This window comes from Pseudomonas sp. AC239 (genome assembly GCF_979258545.1).
The window spans coordinates 1,258,167-1,282,278 of the sequence record NZ_OZ409864.1; the positions used below are offsets into that span (position 1 = coordinate 1,258,167).

The following is a 24,112-nucleotide window of genomic DNA, read 5'->3' on the forward strand; positions in this document are numbered from 1 at the left end:
CTAGCAGTGTTCAAGCATCAACCGCTTTTTGGGTCGACTTGAAGACACGAATTTTCTTACCGTCTTCTACTTTGAAACCAACGCGGTCAGCCTTGTTGGTTTCGCCGTTGAAGATGGCGACGTTGGAAGCGTGCAGTGGCGCTTCTTTCTCGACGATACCGCCCTGTACGCCCGACATCGGGTTAGGCTTGGTATGACGCTTGACCAGGTTCAGACCACCAACAACCAGACGGTTGTCAGCAAGAACCTTCAGCACCTTACCGCGCTTACCTTTGTCTTTGCCGGCGATCACGATGATCTCGTCGTCACGACGAATCTTTTGCATGTCGGATCTCCTTACAGCACTTCTGGGGCGAGCGAGACGATCTTCATGAACTTCTCAGTACGAAGTTCACGGGTCACTGGCCCAAAGATACGGGTGCCGATCGGCTCTTGCTTGTTGTTCAGAAGAACAGCAGCGTTGCCATCAAAGCGGATAATGGAGCCATCAGCACGACGTACGCCGTGACGAGTGCGGACTACAACAGCAGTCATCACTTGGCCTTTTTTCACCTTACCGCGAGGAATTGCTTCCTTCACGGTAACTTTGATGATGTCACCGATACCAGCGTAACGACGATGGGAGCCACCCAGCACCTTGATGCACATAACACGGCGAGCGCCGCTGTTATCGGCCACATCGAGCATGGATTGAGTCTGAATCATATAATTTCTCCGACCCCTAGCCCTTAGACTTCCACAGCGCGTTCGAGAACATCAACCAGCGCCCAAGACTTGGTCTTGGCCATCGGACGAGTTTCACGAATAGTGACTTTGTCGCCGATGTGGCACTGATTGGTTTCGTCGTGCGCGTGCAGCTTAGTCGAACGCTTAACGTATTTACCGTAGATCGGGTGCTTTACGCGACGCTCGATCAGAACGGTGATGGTTTTGTCCATCTTGTCGCTGACAACACGGCCAGTCAGCGTACGGACAGTTTTTTCGGCTTCAGCCATGATCACTTACCTGCCTGCTGGTTGAGCACAGTCTTCACGCGAGCGATGTCACGCTTAACTTGCGAGAGCAGATGAGACTGCCCCAACTGGCCAGTTGCTTTCTGCATGCGCAGATTGAACTGGTCGCGCAGCAAGCCGAGCAGTTGCTCGTTCAGCTGCTGTGCGGATTTTTCACGAAGTTCATTCGCTTTCATCACATCACCGTCCGTTTAACAAAGGAGGTGGCGAGCGGCAGCTTTGCAGCAGCCAGGGCGAAAGCCTCACGCGCCAGCTCTTCAGAAACACCCTCGATTTCATACAGGACTTTGCCTGGCTGAATCTGGGCAACCCAGTACTCCACGTTACCCTTACCTTTACCCATACGAACCTCGAGAGGTTTCTTGGAGATCGGCTTGTCCGGGAATACACGGATCCAGATCTTGCCGCCACGTTTTACGTGACGGGTCAGAGCACGACGCGCTGACTCGATCTGACGAGCGGTGAGACGACCACGAGCAACAGACTTCAGCGCGAACTCGCCGAAGCTGACTTTGCTACCGCGCAGTGCCAGACCACGGTTGTGGCCGGTCATCTGCTTGCGGAACTTCGTACGCTTTGGTTGCAACATTTGGCGTACCCCTTACTTAGCAGCTTTTTTACGAGGCGCTGGTGCTTGTGGTTTCAGTTCTTCTTGGCGACCACCAATAACTTCGCCTTTGAAGATCCAAACCTTTACACCGATCACACCGTAAGTGGTGTGAGCTTCGTAGTTGGCATAGTCGATGTCGGCACGCAGGGTGTGCAGTGGCACACGACCTTCGCGATACCATTCAGTACGTGCGATTTCAGCACCGCCGAGACGACCGCTCACTTGGATTTTGATGCCTTTGGCACCAATGCGCATGGCGTTCTGTACAGCGCGCTTCATAGCGCGACGGAACATTACACGACGCTCCAGCTGCTGAGCTACGCTCTGCGCAACCAGCATACCGTCGAGCTCCGGCTTGCGGATCTCTTCGATATTGATGTGCACAGGCACACCCATTTGCTTGGTCAGGTCCTGACGCAGTTTCTCAACATCTTCACCTTTCTTCCCGATAACGATACCTGGACGAGCGGTGTGGATGGTGATGCGTGCAGTTTGGGCCGGACGATGGATATCGATACGGCTTACGGACGCGCTTTTTAGTTTGTCTTGGAGATACTCACGCACTTTCAGATCTGCGAACAAGTAGTCCGCATAAGTCCGACCGTCTGCGTACCAGACGGAGGTGTGCTCCTTGACGATTCCCAGGCGAATGCCAATGGGATGTACTTTCTGACCCATCTCTTCGACTCCGTTACTTGTCAGCAACCTTGACAGTGATATGGCAAGACCGCTTGACGATGCGATCAGCACGGCCTTTGGCACGTGGCATGATGCGCTTCAGCGAACGCCCTTCGTTGACGAAAACGGTGCTGACCTTCAGGTCATCAACGTCTGCGCCTTCGTTATGCTCGGCGTTGGCTACGGCCGACTCCAGCACTTTCTTCATGATCTCGGCGGCTTTCTTACTGCTGAAAGCCAACAGGTTGAGCGCTTCGCCCACCTTCTTCCCGCGGATCTGGTCGGCGACCAAGCGGGCTTTCTGGGCGGAGATTCGAGCGCCCGACAACTTAGCGGCTACTTCCATTTCCTTACCCCTTAACGCTTGGCTTTCTTGTCAGCCACGTGCCCGCGATAGTTGCGGGTACCGGCGAACTCGCCCAGTTTGTGGCCGACCATGTCTTCGTTAACGAGAACTGGGACGTGCTGACGACCGTTGTGTACTGCGATGGTCAGACCGACCATTTGTGGCAGGATCATCGAACGACGCGACCAGGTTTTAATTGGTTTGCGATCGTTCTTTTCCGCCGCCACTTCGATCTTCTTCAGTAGGTGAAGATCAATAAAAGGACCTTTTTTCAGAGAACGTGGCACTGTCGTATCCCTCTATTTACTTGCGACGACGGACGATCATTTTGTCGGTACGCTTATTACCACGAGTCTTCGCGCCCTTAGTCGGGAAGCCCCATGGCGATACCGGATGACGACCACCAGAGGTACGACCTTCACCACCACCATGTGGGTGGTCAACCGGGTTCATGGCAACACCACGAACGGTTGGGCGAACGCCACGCCAGCGTTTGGCACCAGCTTTACCCAGCGAACGCAGGCTGTGCTCGGAGTTCGAGACTTCACCCAGGGTCGCACGGCATTCAGCCAGGACTTTACGCATTTCACCGGAACGCAGACGCAGGGTCACGTAGACACCTTCACGAGCGATCAGCTGAGCCGAAGCACCAGCGGAACGAGCGATCTGTGCACCTTTACCTGGCTTCAATTCGATGCCGTGTACGGTAGAACCGACTGGAATGTTGCGCAGCTGCAGAGCGTTGCCTGGCTTGATTGGAGCCAGAGCGCCTGCGATCAGCTGGTCGCCAGCACTCACGCCTTTAGGGGCGATGATGTAGCGGCGCTCGCCGTCTGCGTAGCAGAGCAGTGCGATGTGAGCAGTACGGTTTGGATCGTATTCAATACGCTCGACAGTGGCGACGATGCCATCTTTGTCGTTGCGACGGAAATCGACCATACGGTAATGCTGCTTATGACCACCACCGATGTGACGAGTGGTAATACGGCCATTGTTGTTACGACCACCAGACTTCGATTTTTTCTCGAGCAGCGGTGCGTGAGGAGCGCCTTTATGCAGCTCCTGGTTGACCACCTTGACCACAAAACGGCGGCCAGGGGAAGTCGGTTTGCATTTAACGATTGCCATGATGCACCCCTTCCTTACTCAGCACTGCTGCTGAAATCGAGATCTTGGCCTGGCTGAAGGGAGATAACTGCCTTCTTCCAGTCATTACGCTTGCCCAGACCGCGAGCAGTGCGCTTGCTCTTACCCAGAACGTTCAGGGTAGTGACGCGCTCTACTTTCACGCTGAACAGGCTTTCGACGGCCTTCTTGATTTCCAGCTTGGTTGCATCGGTAGCAACCTTGAAAACGAACTGGCCTTTCTTGTCTGCCAGAACCGTAGCCTTCTCGGAAACGTGCGGGCCAAGCAGAACTTTAAATACGCGTTCCTGGTTCATCCCAGCAGCTCCTCGAATTTCTTCACGGCCGACACGGTGATCAACACCTTGTCGTATGCGATCAGACTAACTGGATCGGAACCTTGCACATCACGTACATCTACGTGCGGCAGGTTGCGAGCAGCCAGGTACAGGTTCTGATCAACAGCGTCCGACACGATCAGAACGTCGGTCAGGCTCATGTTGTTCAGTTTGCCCAGCAGATCTTTGGTTTTCGGAGTTTCAACAGCGAAATCCTGAACCACGACCAGACGATCAGTACGCACCAGCTCAGCAAGGATGGAACGCATTGCTGCGCGATACATCTTCTTGTTCAGCTTCTGGGAGTGATCCTGTGGACGAGCTGCGAAAGTGGTACCGCCGCCACGCCAGATTGGGCTACGGATAGTACCGGCACGAGCACGGCCAGTACCTTTCTGACGCCATGGGCGCTTGCCGCCACCACGAACGTCGGAACGGGTCTTCTGCTGCTTGCTACCTTGACGGCCGCCGGCCATGTAGGCCACGACTGCTTGGTGAACCAGCGTCTCGTTGAATTCGCCGCCAAATGTCAGTTCGGAAACTTCGATCGCTTGAGCGTCATTTACATTTAATTGCATGTCAGCTTCCCCTTAACCGCGAGCCTTGGCTGCTGGACGTACAACCAGGTTGCCGCCAGTAGCGCCAGGAACAGCACCCTTGACCAACAACAGATTGCGTTCAGCGTCCACGCGCACTACTTCCAGGGACTGCACGGTCACGCGCTCAGCGCCCATATGACCGGACATTTTTTTGCCCTTGAATACACGACCAGGAGTCTGGCACTGGCCGATAGAGCCTGGGACGCGGTGGGATACGGAGTTACCGTGGGTGTTATCTTGCCCGCGGAAATTCCAACGCTTGATCGTACCCTGGAAGCCTTTACCCTTGGACTGACCGGTTACATCAACCAGTTGACCAGCGGCGAAGATTTCAGCGTTGATCAGATCGCCTGCCTGGTACTCGCCTTCTTCAAGGCGGAATTCCATGGTGGTGCGACCAGCGGCAACGCTCGCTTTAGCGAAGTGGCCAGCCTGAGCTGCTGTTACACGCGAAGCGCGACGCTCGCCGACAGTGACTTGCACTGCACGATAGCCATCGGTCTCTTCAGTTTTGAACTGGGTGACGCGATTCGGCTCGATCTCAATGACCGTGACCGGAATGGAGACACCTTCTTCGGTGAAAATACGGGTCATACCGCATTTACGACCGACTACACCAATAGTCATGTTGTAAACCTCATGAGTGTACGGGGCTTTCACCCGCTATGGCCGCCCATTTCAGAGCGTTACACGACCAAGACCGAGTCTTAGCCGAGGCTGATCTGCACTTCCACACCGGCCGCAAGATCAAGCTTCATCAGCGCATCAACGGTTTTATCCGTTGGCTGGACGATGTCCAGAACACGCTTATGAGTGCGGATCTCGTACTGGTCACGCGCGTCTTTGTTGACGTGCGGGGAAACCAGAACGGTGAACCGCTCTTTACGGGTAGGCAGTGGAATTGGACCACGCACTTGAGCACCAGTACGTTTCGCGGTTTCCACGATTTCCTGGGTTGATTGGTCGATCAGGCGATGGTCAAAAGCCTTCAACCTGATACGGATTTGCTGATTTTGCATTGGATTTCAGACTCCGGCTGCTATTCCCACCGGGCGCAATACGCCCGTTAAAAGGAGGCGCAATTCTATAGACGCCCCCGATAGGTGTCAACCCAATAAAAAAGCCCCCGCTGAGCGGGGGCTTTTTCAATCCATCAAGCTGACTTTAAAAGCCTTACTCGATGATTTTGGCTACGACGCCAGCGCCGACGGTACGACCGCCTTCACGGATAGCGAAACGCAGACCGTCTTCCATCGCGATGGTTTTGATCAGGGTAACAGTCATCTGAATGTTGTCACCTGGCATTACCATTTCAACGCCTTCTGGCAGCTCGCAGTTACCAGTCACGTCAGTAGTACGGAAGTAGAACTGTGGACGGTAGCCTTTGAAGAACGGAGTGTGACGACCGCCTTCTTCCTTGCTCAGAACGTAAACTTCTGCGGTGAACTTGGTGTGCGGCTTGACCGAACCTGGCTTGACCAGAACCTGGCCACGCTCAACGTCGTCACGCTTGGTACCGCGCAGCAGAACGCCGCAGTTCTCGCCAGCACGACCTTCGTCGAGCAGTTTGCGGAACATCTCAACACCGGTGCAGGTGGTGGTGGTGGTGTCACGCAGACCAACGATTTCCAGCGCGTCCTGAACGCGAACGATACCGCGCTCGATACGACCAGTCACAACAGTACCGCGACCCGAGATCGAGAACACGTCTTCGATTGGCATCAGGAATGGCTTGTCGATCATACGAACTGGTTCTGGGATGTAGGTATCCAGAGTTTCAACCAGTTTACGAACGGCAGTGGTGCCCATTTCGTTGTCGTCTTTGCCTTCCAGCGCCATACGAGCCGAACCGATGATGATCGGAGTGTCGTCGCCCGGGAAGTCGTAGGTCGACAGCAGGTCACGAACTTCCATCTCAACCAGTTCCAGCAGCTCAGCGTCGTCTACCAGGTCAGCCTTGTTCAGGAAAACCACGATGTACGGAACGCCTACCTGACGGGACAGCAGGATGTGCTCACGGGTTTGCGGCATCGGACCATCAGCGGCCGAGCAAACCAGGATCGCGCCGTCCATCTGAGCAGCACCGGTGATCATGTTCTTCACGTAGTCAGCGTGACCTGGGCAGTCAACGTGAGCGTAGTGACGAATAGTCGAGTTGTACTCAACGTGAGCGGTGTTGATGGTGATACCGCGAGCTTTTTCTTCTGGTGCGCTGTCGATCTTGTCGAATTCAACGACGGCCGAACCGAAAACTTCGGAGCAGACGCGAGTCAGAGCAGCAGTCAGAGTGGTTTTACCGTGGTCAACGTGACCAATGGTGCCAACGTTGACGTGCGGTAGGGAACGATCAAATTTTTCTTTAGCCACGACAATTAACTCCTAGCCTAAAGGGGCTGAATCAGCCTTGTTTTTTGGTTACGGATTCGACGATGTGCGACGGAGCCGTATCGTATTTTTTGAATTCCATAGAGTAGCTTGCGCGACCCTGGGACATGGAACGAACGTCGGTCGCATAACCGAACATCTCACCCAGTGGAACCTCGGCACGGATAACCTTGCCGGACACTGTGTCTTCCATACCCTGGATCATGCCGCGACGACGGTTAAGGTCGCCCATCACATCACCCATATAGTCTTCAGGCGTAACAACCTCTACCGCCATGATCGGCTCGAGCAACTCACCACCACCCTTCTGGGCCAGTTGCTTGGTCGCCATGGAAGCAGCCACCTTGAACGCCATCTCGTTGGAGTCGACGTCGTGGTAAGAACCATCGAACACGGTAGCCTTCAGGCCGATCAGCGGATAGCCGGCAACAACGCCGTTCTTCATCTGCTCTTCGATACCCTTCTGGATAGCCGGGATGTATTCCTTAGGAACCACACCACCTACAACTTCGTTCACGAACTGCAGACCTTCCTGACCTTCGTCAGCAGGAGCAAAACGGATCCAGCAGTGACCGAACTGGCCGCGACCACCGGACTGACGAACGAACTTGCCTTCGATTTCACAGTTCTTCGTGATGCGCTCACGATACGAAACCTGAGGCTTGCCGATGTTGGCTTCGACGTTGAACTCACGGCGCATCCGGTCAACCAGGATGTCCAGGTGCAGCTCGCCCATGCCGGAGATGATCGTCTGACCAGTCTCTTCATCAGTTTTAACGCGGAAAGACGGGTCTTCCTGAGCGAGCTTGCCCAGAGCGATACCCATTTTTTCCTGGTCATCCTTGGTCTTAGGCTCTACGGCAACCGAAATAACCGGCTCCGGGAAGTCCATGCGAACCAGGATGATTGGCTTGTCAGCGTTGCAGAGGGTTTCACCGGTGGTGACGTCCTTCATGCCGATCAGGGCCGCGATGTCACCAGCGCGTACTTCCTTGATCTCTTCACGGGCGTTTGCGTGCATTTGCACCATACGACCCACGCGCTCTTTCTTGCCTTTGACCGAGTTGATCACGCCGTCGCCGGAGTTCAACACGCCCGAGTAAACGCGGACGAAGGTCAGAGTACCCACGAATGGGTCGGTAGCGATCTTGAACGCCAGAGCCGCGAAAGGCTCATTGTCGTCTGCATGACGCTCCATCTCTTCTTCCTCGTTATCAGGGTTGGAACCCTTGATAGCAGGAATGTCGGTCGGAGCAGGCAGGTAGTCGATAACGGCGTCGAGAACCAGGGGAACGCCCTTGTTCTTGAACGAAGAACCGCAAACGGCCAGAACGATTTCGCCGGCGATAGTACGCTGACGCAAAGCAGCCTTGATCTCTTCGATCGACAGCTCTTCGCCTTCCAGGTACTTGTTCATCAGCTCTTCGTTGGCTTCGGCAGCAGCTTCAACCATATTGTTGCGCCACTCTTCAGCCAGCTCTTGGAGCTCGGCAGGAATGTCCTTGCGAACAGGGACCATACCTTTGTCGGAGTCGTTCCAGTAGACAGCTTGCATGTTGATCAGATCGATCTGACCCTGGAAGTTGTCTTCGGAACCGATGGCCAACTGGATCGGCACCGGAGTGTGACCCAGACGCTGCTTGATCTGACCGATCACGCGCAGGAAGTTGGCGCCGGCACGGTCCATCTTGTTTACGTAAACAAGACGTGGAACGCCGTATTTGTTGGCTTGACGCCATACGGTTTCCGACTGCGGCTCAACACCCGAAGTACCGCAGAACACAACGACAGCGCCGTCGAGTACGCGCAGGGAACGTTCAACTTCAATGGTGAAGTCAACGTGGCCCGGGGTATCGATTACGTTGAAACGGTGCTCGTGAGAGTACTGCTTCTCGGAACCTTTCCAGAAGGCGGTAATGGCAGCAGAAGTAATGGTAATACCACGCTCCTGCTCCTGAACCATCCAGTCTGTGGTCGCGGCGCCATCATGCACCTCGCCCATTTTGTGACTTTTGCCGGTGTAAAACAGTACGCGCTCGGTGGTGGTGGTTTTACCAGCATCCACGTGAGCGACGATACCGATGTTACGGTAGCGGCTAATCGGAGTAGTACGAGCCATAAAGCCCTCGCAAAATTAGTGAAGCTAAAATTAGAAGCGGTAGTGCGAGAAAGCTTTGTTAGCTTCGGCCATACGGTGCACGTCTTCACGCTTCTTAACAGCAGCACCTTTACCTTCAGCAGCATCCAGCAGTTCGCCAGCCAAACGCAGAGCCATAGACTTCTCGCCGCGCTTACGGGCGAAGTCTACCAACCAGCGCATTGCCAGAGCGTTACGACGGGAAGGACGAACCTCGACCGGAACCTGGTAAGTAGCACCACCAACGCGGCGCGACTTCACTTCGACCAGCGGAGCGATGGCGTCGAGTGCTTTTTCGAAGAGTTCCAGGGGATCGGTGCCAGCCTTACGGGCCGCAACGGTTTCCAGGGCACCATAAACGATACGCTCGGCAACGGCTTTCTTGCCGCTTTCCATAACGTGGTTCATGAATTTGGCGAGGATCTGGCTTCCGTATTTCGGATCGTCCAGAATCTCACGCTTTGCTGCTACGCGACGTCTTGGCATGATAAGCCCTCAAGCGGTCTTCAGGTTAGCTCGGGACAGATCCAGAGGATGCGTGCCCGACCTTACTCTTATCGACTCAATAAAATAAAAATCTGCAAAACGGCCGATTACTTCGGACGCTTGGTACCGTACTTCGAACGACCCTGGTTACGGCCTTTAACGCCGGAAGTATCCAAGGAGCCGCGAACGGTGTGGTAACGAACACCTGGCAAGTCTTTTACACGACCGCCGCGGATCAGTACCACGCTGTGCTCTTGCAGGTTGTGGCCTTCACCACCGATGTACGAGGAAACCTCGAAACCGTTGGTCAGACGCACACGGCATACTTTACGCAGTGCCGAGTTAGGTTTTTTCGGCGTGGTGGTGTACACACGGGTGCACACGCCACGACGTTGCGGGCAGTTCTGCAGCGCAGGCACGTCGGATTTCTCGACGATACGCTTACGCGGCTGACGTACCAGCTGGTTGATAGTTGCCATCTACTAGCTCCACTGTTGTCTTGCGACGCTATTGTCTTGCAAGAAAAGCAAAATGGCAGGAACGAATTCCCGCCAAATTTAGGGGATCAAGAGTCTAAAGAGGATCTTGATTCCAGTCAAGGCAAGGCCCCGACCTCCCCGCCCATCGAACCTCGACTAAATGTCTCGATTCGACGAACGGAGCGATCAGGGCCTCACGCTCGTTTATCGCAGAACTCAGTTACCGCTCGAGTTCAGCGCTTCGGTCAGTGCAGCTTCCACTTCACTGGCGCTTACGCGCAACGGCTTGTCGGCATCACGGCGACGCTTGCGCTCGCTGTGATAGGCAAGACCGGTACCGGCCGGGATCAGACGACCCACGACTACGTTTTCTTTCAGGCCGCGCAGGTAATCGCGCTTGCCGGTGACTGCCGCTTCGGTCAGTACGCGGGTGGTTTCCTGGAAGGAAGCCGCCGAGATGAACGATTCGGTGGACAGCGACGCCTTGGTGATACCCAGCAGAACGCGAGTGAACTTGGAGACAAACTTGTCTTCCGCACTCAGACGCTCGTTCTCTACCAGAACGTGAGTCAGTTCCATCTGGTCGCCCTTGATGAAGCTGGAATCGCCGGACTCGGAGATCTCAACTTTACGCAGCATCTGACGCAGGATGGTCTCGATGTGCTTGTCGTTGATCTTCACGCCTTGCAGACGATAAACGTCCTGGATCTCGTTGACGATGTACTTGGCCAGCGCGCTTACACCCAGCAGACGCAGGATGTCGTGCGGATCGCTTGGACCGTCCGAGATAACTTCGCCGCGGTTTACCTGTTCGCCTTCGAAGACGTTCAGGTGACGCCACTTCGGAATCAGCTCCTCGTACGGATCGCTACCGTCGTTCGGGGTAATGACCAGACGGCGCTTGCCCTTGGTCTCTTTACCGAACGCGATGGTGCCGCTGACTTCAGCCAGAATCGACGCTTCTTTCGGACGACGGGCTTCGAACAGGTCGGCAACACGCGGCAGACCACCGGTGATGTCACGGGTCTTCGAAGTTTCCTGCGGGATACGAGCGATAACATCACCGATCGCAATCTTCGCACCGTCAGCCACACCGACCAAGGCGTTGGCTGGCAGGAAGTACTGAGCGATAACGTCAGTGCCTGGCAGCAACAGATCCTTGCCGTTGTCGTCGACCATCTTAACTGCTGGGCGGATTTCCTTACCGGCAGCTGGACGATCTTTCGCATCGAGTACTTCAATGTTGGTCATACCGGTCAATTCGTCAGTCTGACGCTTGATCGTGATGCCTTCTTCCATGCCCACGTAGGTCACGGTACCTTTCATTTCGGTAACGATCGGGTGAGTGTGTGGATCCCACTTGGCCACGATTGCGCCAGCGTCGACCTTGTCACCTTCCTTAACCGAAATCACAGCACCGTACGGCAGCTTGTAACGCTCGCGCTCACGACCGAAGTCGTCCGCGATTGCCAGCTCACCGGAACGGGACACAGCAACCAGGTGGCCATCCACTCGCTCAACGTGCTTCAGGTTGTGCAGACGGACGGTACCGCCATTTTTCACCTGAACGCTGTCAGCTGCGGAAGTACGGCTTGCCGCACCACCGATGTGGAACGTACGCATGGTCAGCTGGGTACCCGGCTCACCGATGGACTGGGCAGCGATAACGCCGACCGCTTCACCGATGTTCACCTGGTGACCACGAGCCAGATCACGGCCGTAGCACTTGGCGCAGATGCCGTAGCGGGTTTCGCAGCTGATCGGCGAACGCACGATCACTTCGTCGATGCTGTTCAGCTCGATGAACTCGACCCACTTCTCGTCAACCAGAGTGCCGGCAGGAACGATAACGTCCTCGGTACCCGGCTTGAATACGTCACGGGCAATGACACGACCCAATACGCGCTCACCCAACGGCTCTACAACGTCGCCGCCTTCAATGTGCGGAGTCATCAGCAGACCGTGTTCGGTGCCGCAATCGATCTCGGTTACTACGAGATCCTGCGCCACATCTACCAGACGACGAGTCAGGTAACCGGAGTTAGCGGTTTTCAACGCGGTATCCGCCAGACCTTTACGAGCACCGTGAGTCGAGATGAAGTACTGAAGTACGCTCAGACCTTCACGGAAGTTCGCAGTAATTGGCGTTTCAATGATGGAACCGTCCGGCTTGGCCATCAGACCACGCATACCGGCCAGCTGACGAATCTGTGCTGCGGAACCCCGCGCACCCGAGTCGGCCATCATGTACATCGAGTTGAAAGACTCTTGATCAACTTCGTCGCCGTGACGGTCGATGACTTTCTCTTTCGAGAGGTTGGCCATCATCGCCTTGGAAACTTCGTCGTTCGCCTTCGACCAGAGGTCGATCACTTTGTTGTACTTCTCGCCCTGGGTTACCAGGCCGGAGGCGTACTGGCTCTCGATCTCTTTCACTTCGTCGGTGGCTGCACCGATGATGCGGGCTTTTTCATCCGGGATAACGAAGTCGTTAACACCGATGGAAACGCCGGAAATGGTCGAGTAAGCGAAACCGGTGTACATCAACTGGTCAGCGAAGATCACGGTCTCTTTCAGACCAACCACGCGATAGCACTGGTTGATCAGCTTGGAGATCGCCTTTTTCTTCATCGGCAGGTTGACGACGTCGAACGACAGACCTTTCGGCACAACCTGGAACAGCAGCGCACGGCCGACAGTGGTGTCGACGATACGGGTACCGCTCACGCTGTTGCCGTCACGGTCGTTGACGGTTTCGTTGATACGAACCTTGACCTTGGCGTGCAGTGCGGCTTCGCCGGCACGGAACACACGGTCGACTTCCTGCAGATCCGCGAACACACGACCTTCGCCCTTGGCGTTGATCGCTTCACGGGTCATGTAGTACAGACCCAATACAACGTCCTGCGACGGAACGATGATTGGCTCACCGTTGGCTGGCGACAGAATGTTGTTGGTCGACATCATCAATGCACGCGCTTCGAGCTGGGCTTCCAGCGTCAGCGGTACGTGCACGGCCATTTGGTCGCCGTCGAAGTCGGCGTTGTACGCGGCGCAGACCAGAGGGTGCAGCTGGATAGCCTTACCTTCGATCAGTACCGGTTCAAACGCCTGGATACCCAGACGGTGAAGGGTCGGTGCACGGTTGAGCAGGACCGGGTGTTCGCGAATCACTTCAGCGAGAACGTCCCAAACCTCTGGCAGCTCGCGCTCGACCATTTTCTTGGCGGCTTTGATGGTGGTCGCCAGACCGCGCATTTCCAGCTTGCCGAAAATGAACGGCTTGAACAGCTCGAGAGCCATCTTCTTCGGCAGACCGCACTGGTGCAGACGCAGGGTCGGGCCTACGGTAATTACCGAACGACCGGAGTAGTCAACACGCTTACCGAGCAAGTTCTGACGGAAACGACCTTGCTTACCCTTGATCATGTCAGCCAGGGATTTCAGAGGACGCTTGTTGGAACCTGTGATAGCGCGTCCACGACGACCGTTGTCGAGCAGTGCATCGACCGCTTCCTGCAACATACGCTTTTCGTTGCGCACGATGATGTCCGGAGCGGACAGATCCAGCAGACGCTTCAAACGGTTGTTACGGTTGATCACTCGACGATACAGATCGTTGAGGTCGGAGGTCGCGAAACGACCGCCATCCAGCGGGACCAGTGGACGCAGATCTGGCGGCAGAACCGGCAGAACGGTCAGCACCATCCACTCTGGCAGGTTGCCGGAACCCTGGAAGGCTTCCATCAACTTCAGACGCTTGGACAGCTTCTTGATCTTGGTTTCCGAGTTGGTTTGCGGAATCTCTTCGCGCAGACGGCCAATCTCGTGTTCCAGGTCGATAGCGTGCAGCAGTTCACGGACAGCTTCGGCACCCATGCGGGCGTCGAAATCGTCACCGAACTCTTCCAGCGCTTCGAAGTACTGCTCGTCGTTCAGCAGCTGACCTTTTTCAAGGGTGGTCATGCCTGGATCGATAACGACATAGCTCTCGAAGTAGAGAACGCGTTCGATATCACGCAGGGTCATGTCCATCAGCAGGCCGATACGCGACGGCAGCGATTTCAGGAACCAGATGTGGGCAACCGGCGAAGCCAGTTCGATGTGCGCCATGCGCTCACGACGAACCTTGGCCAGTGCAACTTCAACGCCGCACTTCTCGCAGATCACACCACGGTGCTTCAAGCGCTTGTACTTACCGCACAGGCACTCGTAATCCTTTACCGGGCCAAAGATCTTGGCGCAGAACAGGCCGTCACGCTCAGGTTTGAACGTACGGTAGTTGATGGTTTCCGGCTTTTTAACTTCACCGAACGACCACGAACGGATCATCTCCGGCGAGGCCAATCCGATACGGATGGCGTCGAACTCTTCGACTTGACCCTGGTTTTTCAGCAAATTCAGTAGGTCTTTCAAGGCCTTTCCTCCTGGCGGAGCAGAGAGCGGGCAATCCTGCCCCGCTCTCGATTCGCGTCACGTGTTATTCGGTTTCCAGATCGATATCGATGCCGAGGGAACGAATTTCCTTGATCAACACGTTGAAGGACTCGGGCATGCCCGGCTCCATACGGTGATCGCCATCCACGATGTTCTTGTACATCTTGGTACGGCCGTTCACATCGTCCGACTTCACTGTGAGCATTTCTTGCAGAGTGTAAGCAGCACCGTATGCTTCCAGTGCCCAGACCTCCATCTCCCCGAAACGCTGACCACCGAACTGCGCCTTACCACCCAGCGGCTGCTGGGTAACCAGGCTGTAAGAACCGGTAGAACGCGCGTGCATCTTGTCGTCTACCAAGTGGTTCAGCTTCAGCATGTACATGTAGCCAACGGTAACTGGACGCTCGAACTTGTTGCCGGTACGGCCGTCGGTCAGCTGCATCTGGCCGCTTTCCGGCAGGTCTGCCAATTTCAGCATGGCCTTGATTTCGCTTTCCTTGGCGCCGTCGAACACTGGAGTGGCCATTGGAACGCCGCCACGCAGGTTGTTCGCCAGATCGAGGATTTCCTGATCGGAGAAGCTGTCCAGATCTTCGTTACGACCGCCGATCTGGTTGTAGATCTCGTCCAGGAAGGTGCGCAGTTCAGCGACTTTACGCTGCTCTTCGACCATCCGGTTGATCTTCTCGCCCAGACCTTTGGCCGCGAGGCCCAGGTGGGTTTCGAGGATCTGACCAACGTTCATACGCGAAGGTACGCCCAGCGGGTTGAGGACCACGTCGACCGGGGTGCCATTGGCATCGTGCGGCATGTCTTCAACCGGCATGATCACGGAGACCACACCCTTGTTACCGTGACGACCGGCCATCTTGTCGCCCGGCTGGATGCGGCGACGGATTGCCAGGTAAACCTTGACGATTTTCAGCACGCCTGGAGCCAGGTCATCGCCCTGCTGCAGTTTGCGCTTCTTGTCTTCGAACTTGTCGTCCAGCAGACGGCGACGATCAACGATGTAGGCCTGAGCCTTCTCGAGCTGCTCGTTCAGAGCATCTTCAGCCATGCGCAGCTTGAACCACTGGCCGTGCTCAAGACCATCGAGTACTTCGTCGGTGATGTCCTGACCTTTCTTCAGGCCGGCGCCGCCTTCGGCCTTGTGGCCTACCAGTGCGGAACGCAGACGTTCGAAAGTCGCGCCCTCAACGATGCGGAACTCTTCGTTCAGATCCTTGCGGATCTCGTCCAGCTGAGACTTCTCGATCGACAGTGCACGCGCATCACGCTCAACGCCGTCACGGGTGAAGACCTGTACGTCGATGACCGTACCTTTGGTGCCGGTTGGCACGCGCAGGGATGTGTCTTTAACGTCGCTGGCTTTTTCACCGAAGATTGCACGCAGCAGTTTTTCTTCCGGAGTCAGTTGGGTCTCGCCTTTCGGAGTGACCTTGCCAACCAGGATGTCGCCTGCGCCTACTTCAGCACCTACGTAAACGATACCGGCTTCGTCCAGTTTGTTCAGTGCAGCTTCACCCACGTTCGGGATGTCCGCAGTGATTTCCTCTGGGCCAAGCTTGGTGTCACGGGCCACACAGGTCAGTTCCTGAATGTGGATCGTGGTGAAACGGTCTTCCTGAACCACACGCTCGGACAGGCAGATGGAGTCTTCGAAGTTGAAGCCGTTCCATGCCATGAACGCGATGCGCATGTTCTGACCCAACGCCAGTTCACCCATGTCGGTGGACGGGCCGTCGGCCATGATGTCGCTACGCTGAACGCGATCACCTTTACGCACCAGCGGACGCTGGTTGATGCAGGTGTTCTGGTTCGAGCGGGTGTACTTGGTCAGGTTGTAGATGTCGACACCGGCTTCACCGGTTTCCACTTCGTCATCGGCAACACGAACCACGATACGGCTGGCATCGACGGAATCGATCACGCCACCACGACGAGCCACGACGCAAACGCCGGAGTCACGGGCTACGTTACGCTCCATGCCGGTACCTACCAGCGGCTTGTCAGCGCGCAGAGTCGGTACAGCCTGACGCTGCATGTTCGAACCCATCAACGCACGGTTGGCGTCGTCGTGCTCGAGGAACGGAATCAGCGACGCTGCAACCGATACAACCTGCTTCGGCGAAACGTCCATCAGGGTGACGTCTTCCGGCGCCTTGACGGTGAATTCGTTCAGGTGACGTACGGCAACCAGTTCGTCGATCAGGACTTTCTGCTCGTTCATGGTCGCCGAAGCCTGCGCGATCACGTGATCGGCTTCTTCAATAGCGGACAGGAACACGATCTCGTCGGTGACCACACCCTCTTTCACCACGCGGTACGGGCTTTCCAGGAAGCCGTACTGGTTGGTGCGAGCGTACGCAGCCAGGGAGTTGATCAGACCGATGTTCGGACCTTCCGGCGTTTCAATCGGGCAGACACGACCGTAGTGAGTCGGGTGTACGTCACGGACTTCAAAGCCTGCGCGCTCACGAGTCAGACCGCCAGGGCCGAGTGCAGAGACACGACGCTTGTGGGTGATCTCGGACAGCGGGTTGTTCTGGTCCATGAACTGTGACAGCTGGCTGGAACCGAAGAACTCTTTCACCGCCGCAGCCACTGGCTTGGCGTTGATCAGGTCTTGCGGCATCAGGCCTTCGCTTTCAGCCATCGACAGACGCTCTTTGACCGCACGCTCAACACGTACCAGGCCAACGCGGAACTGGTTCTCGGCCATTTCGCCTACGCAGCGAACACGACGGTTACCCAGGTGGTCGATGTCATCGACGATGCCTTTACCGTTACGGATGTCGACCAGAGTCTTCAGTACCGCGACGATGTCTTCCTTGCACAGCACGCCCGAACCTTCGATCTCGGTACGACCGATACGACGGTTGAACTTCATCCGGCCGACCGCAGACAGGTCATAACGCTCAGGGCTGAAGAACAGGTTGTTGAACAGGGTTTCGGCAGCGTCTTTGGTTGGCGGCTCGCCTGGACGCATCATGCGATAGATCTCGACCAGCGCTTCCAATTGGTTGCTGGTGGAGTCGATCTTCAGCGTGTCGGAGACGAAAGGACCGCAGTCGATGTCGTTGGTGTACAGGGTCTCGATGCGAACGACCTGAGCCTTGGCGATTTTTGCCAGGACTTCAGTGTTCAGCTCGGTGTTGCATTCGGCCAGGATTTCGCCGGTAGCCGGGTGCACGATAGCCTTGGCGGTGGTGCGGCCGAGGACGTAGTCCAGTGGCACATCCAGCGTCTTGATACCGGCTTTTTCGATCTGGTTGATGTGGCGCGCGGTAATACGGCGGCCTTGCTCAACAATGACCTTGCCCTTCTCGTCCTGGATGTCCAGAACCGCAACTTCACCACGCAGACGCGATGGCACCAGTTCCAGGCTGAGGGTTTCGCCGCTCAGGTGGAATACGTTGGTGGTGTAGAACGCGTCCAGCACTTCTTCGGTGGTGTAACCGAGCGCGCGCAGCAGTACCGAGGCCGGCAGCTTGCGACGACGGTCGATACGCACGAAGACGCAATCTTTCGGGTCGAATTCGAAGTCCAGCCACGAACCGCGGTAAGGAATGATGCGAGCCGAGTACAGCAGTTTGCCGGAGCTGTGCGTCTTGCCGCGGTCGTGGTCGAAGAACACGCCCGGGGAACGGTGCAGCTGGGAAACGATAACACGCTCGGTACCGTTGATTACGAAGGTACCGTTCTCAGTCATCAGGGGGATTTCACCCATGTAGACTTCTTGCTCTTTGATGTCCTTGATCGCTTTGTTCGACGATTCTTTGTCGAAAATGATCAGGCGCACTTTTACCCGCAAAGGTACGGCGAAAGTTACACCGCGCAATACGCATTCTTTGACATCAAATGCCGGTTCGCCCAGGCGATAACCGACGTACTCCAGCGCAGCATTGCCGGAGTAGCTGATGATCGGGAAAACGGATTTGAAGGCCGCATGCAGGCCCACGTCGCGGAACTGATCTTTAGTCGCTCCCGCTTGCAAGAATTCACGATACGAATCCAGCTGGATGGCCAGGAGGTAAGGCACATCCATGACGTCCGGCAACTTGCTAAAGTCCTTGCGGATACGTTTTTTCTCAGTATATGAGTAAGCCATCAGCGTTCCCCAGCTTGGTCACCTGCTTGTTTGGCCCCTCCCGACGGGAGCAGCCAGAAAATCGTGCAAACCCCATGGTTTGCGCCACCGCATCGGGTGGTTACAGCGCCTTTATCGACACCGACCCAGTCGGCTGCCAATAACGGAAAAAGGCCGGTGGCAAGAGCCACCAGCCATCAGCCTGTCGCTTGACGCTCGGGCTGGAGGAGCAAAGTCGATGCTTACTTCAGCTCGACTTTAGCGCCTGCTTCTTCCAGCTTCTTCTTGGCGTCTTCAGCCGCTTCTTTCGAAACGCCTTCAGCTACAACCTGAGGAGCGCCGTCTACTTTCTCTTTGGCTTCTTTCAGGCCCAGACCGGTCAGTTCACGAACTGCCTTGATCACGTTAACCTTCTTCTCGCCAGCTTCCAGCAGAACAACGTTGAACTCGGTTTGCTCTTCAACAGCAGCAGCAGCTACAGCTGGGCCAGCCGAAGCGGCAGCAGCGGTAACACCGAAGGTTTCTTCCATCGCTTTGATCAGCTCAACGATTTCCACTACGGATTTCTGGCCGATTGCTTCGATGATTTGTTCGTTAGTCAGAGACATGACTCAATTCCTGAATTGGGGGACGGCCTACGCGACCATCGAAATAAACAAAAAACGCGAGAAGTGACGAGCCTTAGGCTGCGGCAGCTTCTTTCTGGTCGCGAATTGCCGCCAGAGTACGAGCCAATTTGCTGGTAGCGCCTTGAATCACGCTCATCAGCTGGGAAATTGCTTCGTCACGGGTCGGCAGAGTTGCCAGTACGTCGATCTGATTAGCTGCGAGGAACTTGCCCTCGAACGCAGCTGCCTTGATCTCGAACTTGTCCTGACCCTTGGCAAACTCTTTGAAGATACGGGCAGCAGCGCCCGGATGTTCGTTCGAGAATGCAATCAGGGTCGGGCCGGTGAACACGTCGTTGAGGACACTGTATTGAGTGTCAGCAACGGCGCGCTTGAGCAGGGTGTTACGTACAACACGTACGTAAACGCCAGCTTCACGAGCCTCTTTACGGAGTCCGGTCATTGCGCCTACTGTTACGCCACGTGCATCAACCACGACAGCGGACAGAGCGACTTTGGCAGCCTCGTTGACTTCAGCGACGATGGCCTTCTTGTCTTCGAGATTAATTGCCACGGGTTTAACTCCTGCTTGTTACCGTTTCATTCGATCGGAACCGAATGTCGTTTTGGTGTCTGATTCGGTAAGGAACCGGGAGCACCATCTGCGTAGGCTTGAGGTTTAAGGCTTGCGCCGCCTACGGTCTTGGATAGCCCCCGCCAGGCAGGGACCCCAATCTTTCAATTGGCGCGGCAATCCGCGCCAACCTTTGTCTTACGCGTCGAGCGAGCTCTGATCGATAACCAGACCTGGGCCCATGGTAGTGCTCAGGGTAACGCGCTTGACGTAAATGCCTTTCGAGGAAGCTGGCTTGATACGCTTCAGATCAGCGATCAGGGCCTCAACGTTTTCCTTCAGCTTGACGGCGTCGAAGCCGATCTTGCCAACGGAAGTGTGGATGATGCCGTTTTTGTCGGTGCGATAACGAACCTGACCAGCCTTGGCGTTCTTGACCGCGTTGGCTACGTCTGGAGTCACGGTGCCGACTTTCGGGTTAGGCATCAGACCACGTGGACCGAGGATCTGACCCAACTGACCTACAACGCGCATGGCATCCGGGGATGCGATCACTACGTCATAGTTCAGATCGCCGCCTTTCATTTCGGCAGCCAGGTCGTCCATACCTACACGGTCAGCGCCGGCAGCCAGAGCGGCCTCAGCAGCTGGACCCTGGGTGAACACAGCAACGCGAACGGTCTTGCCAGTGCCGTGTGGCAGCACAGTAGCGCTACGAACAACCTGGTCGGATTTACGCGGGTCTACACCCAGGTTTACAGCAACGTCGAACGACTCGCTGAACTTGACAGTCGACAGCTCGGCCAGCAAAGCAGCGGCATCTACAATGTTGTAGGCCTTGCCTGCTTCGATTTTGCCGGCGATAGCCTTTTGACGCTTGGTCAGCTTAGCCATTACACACCCTCCACGTTAAGGCCCATGCTACGAGCAGAACCGGCGATAGTACGCACGGCTGCATCCATATCAGCTGCAGTCAGATCCGCGTTTTTGGTTTTCGCGATTTCTTCCAGCTGAGCACGGGTAACGGTGCCAACCTTAACGGTGTTCGGACGAGCGGAACCGCTGGTCAGACCGGCCGCCTTCTTCAGCAGAACCGAAGCAGGGGTGGATTTGGTTTCGAAAGTGAAGCTACGGTCGCTGTAGACAGTGATGATCACTGGAGTCGGCAGACCTGGCTCAAGACCCTGGGTACGGGCGTTGAAAGCCTTGCAGAATTCCATGATGTTCACGCCGTGCTGACCCAGAGCAGGACCAACCGGTGGACTTGGGTTAGCCTGAGCGGCCTTCACTTGCAGCTTGATGTAAGCGGTAATCTTCTTGGCCATGAGGCACTCCAATTACGGGTTCGAACGCCTCGAAAGGCTCCCCGGTTACTTGCGCGTTTATCCCAGTGACGACAAAACCCCACAGCCTAAGGCTGCGGGGTTGGGATTGCTTGTCCAGTTAGACCTTCTCGACCTGACTGAACTCGAGCTCCACCGGAGTAGAGCGACCGAAAATGAGCACTGCCACTTGGATCCGGCTCTTTTCGTAGTTAACTTCTTCCACAACGCCATTGAAATCAGCGAATGGACCGTCATTGACACGTACCGTCTCGCCTGGCTCGAACAACGTCTTCGGCTTCGGCTTGTCGCTACCGTCAGCAACGCGACGCAGAATCGCTTCTGCCTCTTTATCGGTAATTGGCGCAGGCTTGTCAGCGGTACCGCCGATGAAACCCATCACTCGAGGAGTATCCTTGACCAAGTGCCAGGTACCCTCGTTCATATCCATCTGGACCAGCACATAGCCCGGGAAGAACTTGCGCTCGCTTTTGCGCTTCTGGCCGTTACGCATTTCAACCACTTCTTCAGTGGGAACCAGAATCTCGCCGAAGCCATCTTCCATGCCAGCCAGCTTTACGCGCTCGATCAGCGAGCGCATCACATGCTTCTCGTAACCCGAGTAAGCATGCACAACATACCAACGCTTAGCCACGGGACACCCTTAGCCGACAATCAAGGAAACAAGCCAGCCGAGCAGGGAATCAAGACCCCACAACAGCAACGCCATAACCAGAACAACAGCCACGACAATCAGCGTGGTCTGCGTGGTTTCTTGGCGAGTTGGCCACACGACTTTACGAATCTCGGTGCGAGCTTCCTTAACCAGTACAAAGAAAGACTTGCCCTTCGCAGTCTGCAGGCCTACAAAGGCAGCTACAGCAGCAATGGCAAGCAAAGCGAGTACACGGTACAGGATCGGCGAAGCAGCGTAATACTGATTGCCAACAACGCCAACAACTACCAAAGCGACTACTACAAGCCACTTGAGCAGATCGAAGCGAGAGCCTTGAGCTTCAGCTTTAGGAGTCATCTATGAAGATCCTGTGAAAAGAAAGCCAGACACACCAAGTGAATCTGGCAGGTCAGGAGGGAATCGAACCCCCAACCTACGGTTTTGGAGACCGTCGCTCTGCCAATTGAGCTACTGACCTAAAACAAAATCAGGCCGACCATTATGCCGGCCCGAAAAATACATTACAACCGCTTATTCGATGATTTTGGCTACGACGCCAGCGCCGACGGTACGACCGCCTTCACGGATAGCGAAACGCAGACCGTCTTCCATCGCGATGGTTTTGATCAGGGTAACAGTCATCTGAATGTTGTCACCTGGCATCACCATTTCAACGCCTTCTGGCAGCTCGCAGTTACCAGTCACGTCAGTAGTACGGAAGTAGAACTGTGGACGGTAGCCTTTGAAGAACGGAGTGTGACGACCGCCTTCTTCCTTGCTCAGAACGTAAACTTCTGCGGTGAACTTGGTGTGCGGCTTGACCGAACCTGGCTTGACCAGAACCTGGCCACGCTCAACGTCGTCACGCTTGGTACCGCGCAGCAGAACGCCGCAGTTCTCGCCAGCACGACCTTCGTCGAGCAGTTTGCGGAACATCTCAACACCGGTGCAGGTGGTGGTGGTGGTGTCACGCAGACCAACGATTTCCAGCGCGTCCTGAACGCGAACAATACCGCGCTCGATACGACCAGTCACAACAGTACCGCGACCCGAGATCGAGAACACGTCTTCGATTGGCATCAGGAATGGCTTGTCGATCATACGAACTGGTTCTGGGATGTAGGTATCCAGAGTTTCAACCAGTTTACGAACGGCAGTGGTGCCCATTTCGTTGTCGTCTTTGCCTTCCAGCGCCATACGAGCCGAACCGATGATGATCGGAGTGTCGTCGCCCGGGAAGTCGTAGGTCGACAGCAGGTCACGAACTTCCATCTCAACCAGTTCCAGCAGCTCAGCGTCGTCTACCAGGTCAGCCTTGTTCAGGAAAACCACGATGTACGGAACGCCTACCTGACGGGACAGCAGGATGTGCTCACGGGTTTGCGGCATCGGACCATCAGCGGCCGAGCAAACCAGGATCGCGCCGTCCATCTGAGCAGCACCGGTGATCATGTTCTTCACGTAGTCAGCGTGACCTGGGCAGTCAACGTGAGCGTAGTGACGAATAGTCGAGTTGTACTCAACGTGAGCGGTGTTGATGGTGATACCGCGAGCTTTTTCTTCTGGCGCGCTGTCGATCTTGTCGAATTCAACGACGGCCGAACCGAAAACTTCGGAGCAGACGCGAGTCAGAGCAGCAGTCAGAGTGGTTTTACCGTGGTCAACGTGACCAATGGTCCCAACGTTGACGTGGGGCAGGGAACGATCAAATTTTTCCTTAGCCATCGATATCACCCTCTACAGAAGAAATTAGACAAACAATATCAACCATTAAAACAAAGGCAGATATTTTCATATCTGCCTTGTTATATGGAGCTCTTGAGCGGATTTGAACCGCTGACCTCACCCTTACCAAGGGTGTGCTCTACCAACTGAGCTACAAGAGCAAAACCCTTTTGCACAACCTGCAAACTTGGAGCGGGTAGCGGGAATCGAACCCGCATCATCAGCTTGGAAGGCTGAGGTTCTACCACTAAACTATACCCGCGGAGCCTGCAGCTCACGCTTAAATCTGGTGGAGGGAGAAGGATTCGAACCTTCGAAGTCGTAGACGTCAGATTTACAGTCTGATCCCTTTGGCCGCTCGGGAACCCCTCCTAATCAGGCCGGCATTCTATATCATGCCAAACCCCTGTCAAGCATTTTCTCATTTAAAAACCTGAGGTTAGCTGCGTTGACACACTCCACTTCGAATTCCGCTTAA

General features: G+C 55.5%; 26 protein-coding genes and 4 tRNA genes. All 30 read right to left on the reverse strand.

Annotation, left to right across the window (positions count from 1 at the left end; translation table 11 throughout):
• Positions 1 to 10: 10 nt before the first annotated feature.
• The 30 genes from rplX to ACZ0AZ_RS05975 all read right to left on the reverse strand — a co-directional run bounded on the left by rplX (position 11) and on the right by ACZ0AZ_RS05975 (position 24,006).
• Positions 11 to 325 (reverse strand): 50S ribosomal protein L24, encoded by a 315-nt coding sequence (gene rplX / locus ACZ0AZ_RS05830; protein ID WP_003186046.1) that lies wholly within the window; start codon positions 323 to 325, stop codon positions 11 to 13.
• A gap of 11 nt (positions 326 to 336) precedes the next feature.
• Complete coding sequence (gene rplN, locus ACZ0AZ_RS05835; protein ID WP_002555479.1) at positions 337 to 705, reverse strand: 50S ribosomal protein L14; 369 nt, start codon at positions 703 to 705, stop codon at positions 337 to 339.
• Between the two features lie 23 nt (positions 706 to 728).
• Complete coding sequence (gene rpsQ, locus ACZ0AZ_RS05840; protein ID WP_003194644.1) at positions 729 to 995, reverse strand: 30S ribosomal protein S17; 267 nt, start codon at positions 993 to 995, stop codon at positions 729 to 731.
• A gap of 2 nt (positions 996 to 997) precedes the next feature.
• On the reverse strand, positions 998 to 1,189 hold the full coding sequence (gene rpmC / locus ACZ0AZ_RS05845; protein WP_002555481.1) for a 50S ribosomal protein L29: 192 nt from the start codon (positions 1,187 to 1,189) through the stop codon (positions 998 to 1,000).
• The gene (rplP, locus tag ACZ0AZ_RS05850) at positions 1,189 to 1,602 is read right to left on the reverse strand and encodes a 50S ribosomal protein L16 (RefSeq protein ID WP_003228729.1); all 414 of its coding nucleotides are present in this window, start codon (positions 1,600 to 1,602) and stop codon (positions 1,189 to 1,191) included. Before rplP ends, rpmC begins: the two co-directional genes overlap by 1 nt.
• Positions 1,603 to 1,614: 12 nt before the next feature.
• Entirely contained in the window at positions 1,615 to 2,301 is a 687-nt protein-coding gene (gene rpsC / locus ACZ0AZ_RS05855) for a 30S ribosomal protein S3 (RefSeq protein ID WP_003176422.1), read from the reverse strand.
• A 13-nt stretch (positions 2,302 to 2,314) separates the two neighbouring features.
• The gene (rplV, locus tag ACZ0AZ_RS05860; protein ID WP_003103908.1) at positions 2,315 to 2,647 is read right to left on the reverse strand and encodes a 50S ribosomal protein L22; all 333 of its coding nucleotides are present in this window, start codon (positions 2,645 to 2,647) and stop codon (positions 2,315 to 2,317) included.
• An 11-nt stretch (positions 2,648 to 2,658) separates the two neighbouring features.
• Positions 2,659 to 2,934, reverse strand: a complete 276-nt coding sequence (gene rpsS, locus ACZ0AZ_RS05865) for a 30S ribosomal protein S19 (RefSeq protein ID WP_011336172.1) — start codon at positions 2,932 to 2,934, stop codon at positions 2,659 to 2,661.
• A gap of 16 nt (positions 2,935 to 2,950) precedes the next feature.
• On the reverse strand, positions 2,951 to 3,775 hold the full coding sequence (rplB, locus tag ACZ0AZ_RS05870; protein ID WP_016772943.1) for a 50S ribosomal protein L2: 825 nt from the start codon (positions 3,773 to 3,775) through the stop codon (positions 2,951 to 2,953).
• Between the two features lie 14 nt (positions 3,776 to 3,789).
• On the reverse strand, positions 3,790 to 4,089 hold the full coding sequence (gene rplW / locus ACZ0AZ_RS05875; RefSeq protein WP_002555488.1) for a 50S ribosomal protein L23: 300 nt from the start codon (positions 4,087 to 4,089) through the stop codon (positions 3,790 to 3,792).
• Positions 4,086 to 4,688 carry a 50S ribosomal protein L4 gene (rplD, locus tag ACZ0AZ_RS05880; protein WP_003228735.1) on the reverse strand — a complete coding sequence of 201 codons (603 nt, stop codon included), beginning with the start codon at positions 4,686 to 4,688 and terminating at the stop codon, positions 4,086 to 4,088. The genes rplW and rplD overlap by 4 nt, the downstream gene beginning before the upstream one ends.
• A gap of 12 nt (positions 4,689 to 4,700) precedes the next feature.
• Positions 4,701 to 5,336 (reverse strand): 50S ribosomal protein L3, encoded by a 636-nt coding sequence (gene rplC, locus ACZ0AZ_RS05885; protein WP_463537073.1) that lies wholly within the window; start codon positions 5,334 to 5,336, stop codon positions 4,701 to 4,703.
• An 80-nt stretch (positions 5,337 to 5,416) separates the two neighbouring features.
• Entirely contained in the window at positions 5,417 to 5,728 is a 312-nt protein-coding gene (gene rpsJ, locus ACZ0AZ_RS05890) for a 30S ribosomal protein S10 (RefSeq protein ID WP_003186070.1), read from the reverse strand.
• Positions 5,729 to 5,882: 154 nt separating this feature from the next.
• Positions 5,883 to 7,076 carry an elongation factor Tu gene (gene tuf / locus ACZ0AZ_RS05895; RefSeq protein WP_024014521.1) on the reverse strand — a complete coding sequence of 398 codons (1,194 nt, stop codon included), beginning with the start codon at positions 7,074 to 7,076 and terminating at the stop codon, positions 5,883 to 5,885.
• 31 nt (positions 7,077 to 7,107) lie between these two features.
• Positions 7,108 to 9,213 carry an elongation factor G gene (fusA, locus tag ACZ0AZ_RS05900; protein ID WP_016772942.1) on the reverse strand — a complete coding sequence of 702 codons (2,106 nt, stop codon included), beginning with the start codon at positions 9,211 to 9,213 and terminating at the stop codon, positions 7,108 to 7,110.
• A gap of 30 nt (positions 9,214 to 9,243) precedes the next feature.
• Positions 9,244 to 9,717 carry a 30S ribosomal protein S7 gene (gene rpsG, locus ACZ0AZ_RS05905; protein WP_016772941.1) on the reverse strand — a complete coding sequence of 158 codons (474 nt, stop codon included), beginning with the start codon at positions 9,715 to 9,717 and terminating at the stop codon, positions 9,244 to 9,246.
• A 107-nt stretch (positions 9,718 to 9,824) separates the two neighbouring features.
• Positions 9,825 to 10,196, reverse strand: a complete 372-nt coding sequence (gene rpsL, locus ACZ0AZ_RS05910) for a 30S ribosomal protein S12 (RefSeq protein WP_003186084.1) — start codon at positions 10,194 to 10,196, stop codon at positions 9,825 to 9,827.
• A gap of 216 nt (positions 10,197 to 10,412) precedes the next feature.
• Complete coding sequence (gene rpoC / locus ACZ0AZ_RS05915; RefSeq protein ID WP_016772940.1) at positions 10,413 to 14,612, reverse strand: DNA-directed RNA polymerase subunit beta'; 4,200 nt, start codon at positions 14,610 to 14,612, stop codon at positions 10,413 to 10,415.
• A 64-nt stretch (positions 14,613 to 14,676) separates the two neighbouring features.
• On the reverse strand, positions 14,677 to 18,750 hold the full coding sequence (gene rpoB, locus ACZ0AZ_RS05920) for a DNA-directed RNA polymerase subunit beta (protein ID WP_016772939.1): 4,074 nt from the start codon (positions 18,748 to 18,750) through the stop codon (positions 14,677 to 14,679).
• A gap of 221 nt (positions 18,751 to 18,971) precedes the next feature.
• Positions 18,972 to 19,337, reverse strand: a complete 366-nt coding sequence (gene rplL / locus ACZ0AZ_RS05925) for a 50S ribosomal protein L7/L12 (protein WP_007962228.1) — start codon at positions 19,335 to 19,337, stop codon at positions 18,972 to 18,974.
• 73 nt (positions 19,338 to 19,410) lie between these two features.
• Positions 19,411 to 19,911 carry a 50S ribosomal protein L10 gene (gene rplJ, locus ACZ0AZ_RS05930; RefSeq protein WP_008081912.1) on the reverse strand — a complete coding sequence of 167 codons (501 nt, stop codon included), beginning with the start codon at positions 19,909 to 19,911 and terminating at the stop codon, positions 19,411 to 19,413.
• Between the two features lie 198 nt (positions 19,912 to 20,109).
• Entirely contained in the window at positions 20,110 to 20,805 is a 696-nt protein-coding gene (rplA, locus tag ACZ0AZ_RS05935) for a 50S ribosomal protein L1 (RefSeq protein WP_024014523.1), read from the reverse strand.
• Positions 20,805 to 21,236, reverse strand: coding sequence for a 50S ribosomal protein L11 (gene rplK / locus ACZ0AZ_RS05940; RefSeq protein WP_003176435.1), 432 nt, complete (start codon positions 21,234 to 21,236; stop codon positions 20,805 to 20,807). Before rplK ends, rplA begins: the two co-directional genes overlap by 1 nt.
• Before the next feature lie 118 nt (positions 21,237 to 21,354).
• Complete coding sequence (nusG, locus tag ACZ0AZ_RS05945) at positions 21,355 to 21,888, reverse strand: transcription termination/antitermination protein NusG (RefSeq protein WP_007957598.1); 534 nt, start codon at positions 21,886 to 21,888, stop codon at positions 21,355 to 21,357.
• A gap of 9 nt (positions 21,889 to 21,897) precedes the next feature.
• Positions 21,898 to 22,266: a preprotein translocase subunit SecE gene (secE, locus tag ACZ0AZ_RS05950; RefSeq protein ID WP_016772937.1), complete on the reverse strand. Its 369-nt coding sequence runs from the start codon at positions 22,264 to 22,266 to the stop codon at positions 21,898 to 21,900.
• Between the two features lie 45 nt (positions 22,267 to 22,311).
• Positions 22,312 to 22,387 (reverse strand) — tRNA-Trp (locus tag ACZ0AZ_RS05955).
• A gap of 53 nt (positions 22,388 to 22,440) precedes the next feature.
• Positions 22,441 to 23,634, reverse strand: a complete 1,194-nt coding sequence (gene tuf / locus ACZ0AZ_RS05960; protein ID WP_024014521.1) for an elongation factor Tu — start codon at positions 23,632 to 23,634, stop codon at positions 22,441 to 22,443.
• An 85-nt stretch (positions 23,635 to 23,719) separates the two neighbouring features.
• Positions 23,720 to 23,795 (reverse strand) — tRNA-Thr (locus ACZ0AZ_RS05965).
• 27 nt (positions 23,796 to 23,822) lie between these two features.
• Positions 23,823 to 23,896: transfer RNA gene (locus ACZ0AZ_RS05970), tRNA-Gly, on the reverse strand.
• Between the two features lie 25 nt (positions 23,897 to 23,921).
• Positions 23,922 to 24,006: transfer RNA gene (locus ACZ0AZ_RS05975), tRNA-Tyr, on the reverse strand.
• Between the last annotated feature and the right edge of the window lie 106 nt (positions 24,007 to 24,112).